This is a genomic window from Rhodoligotrophos appendicifer, from assembly GCF_007474605.1.
GTDB lineage: Bacteria > Pseudomonadota > Alphaproteobacteria > Rhizobiales > Im1 > Rhodoligotrophos > Rhodoligotrophos appendicifer.
Window position 1 is genome coordinate 1 of record NZ_VHKL01000032.1, and the last position, 935, is coordinate 935.

Genomic DNA, 935 nt, shown 5'->3' on the forward strand with positions numbered 1-935 from the left:
GTGACGCCATTCGCCAGGGGAAAGACGTCTCTTCTCGGGCTTTCGAAATCTTTGACGAAGAGGGCAAATTCCTCTTGAAGGTACCCTTTCACGAGGCCGTCGTAGAAGCCGAGTGAGGGATCACCCGTTGATGCACCAAGTTCACAAAATTTCTCAAAGTCCGCCGATTGATCATTTCAATTCGGCAGACACAAGACAAATAGTGAACAAGAACTTGAATTAGCAAAGACACTGTCCGGCAAAAATGCTGGGGCGCCCCTGTATTCACCTCGCCCGGGCGAGGTGAAGGAGCGTCGATCCATCGAGATCAGAAACCGACAGCATATGCCGACAAGGGCCCGAGAGCCATGATGGTTGCGACGGCAAAGCCGACATAGTCAATAGGAACCAGGACAGGGGAGCCTGGCTTGAACATGTATTCGCTGCGGACACCTGCAGACGGTTCCGCAAATTCATTCTCGGGCAAAGTGGTTGCGCTGTGAGACACATGGACGGCTGGGCGGTTCACGAGATTGCTCCTGTTGCGTGGTTTCCAGTTATTTCCCGAACCGTCGTGATATTGGAACGTTCCGTTTTGTGCCGCACCGCAACTGGAACACAGGGCGTTCAGGCGTCCTGTTGGGCAGGACGGTGACATTGTTGGACTTGGTATACCTTCCGCAACGCGGACGATGTGGTGAACGAACCGCGGACGGATGATCCTAAACTGTGGAGTGAGAAGCCATTCCGCCGCCGTCGACCTTGACTTCAAGGGGCGATATGTTCTTTCTTCGTTCTCATGAGCGAGGCGCACACAAAGACCCTCAAGGACGTCTACCGCCTCGGCTGGACGGTGCATGTGAAATGTGCCTTCGGCAAGCGGGATGGGATGAAGAGCATCCGCGAATGCATCGACAATCAGCAGCTGGATTTGCGGTCCTTGATGTGGACGCGCG

1 protein-coding gene is annotated in these 935 nt (G+C 54.5%); it reads right to left on the reverse strand.

The features are described from left to right. Positions 1 to 307 precede the first annotated feature (307 nt). A complete protein-coding gene (locus FKM97_RS26155; RefSeq protein WP_144295397.1) occupies positions 308 to 508 on the reverse strand; it encodes a hypothetical protein in 201 nt (66 codons plus the stop codon). Positions 509 to 935 lie beyond the last annotated feature (427 nt).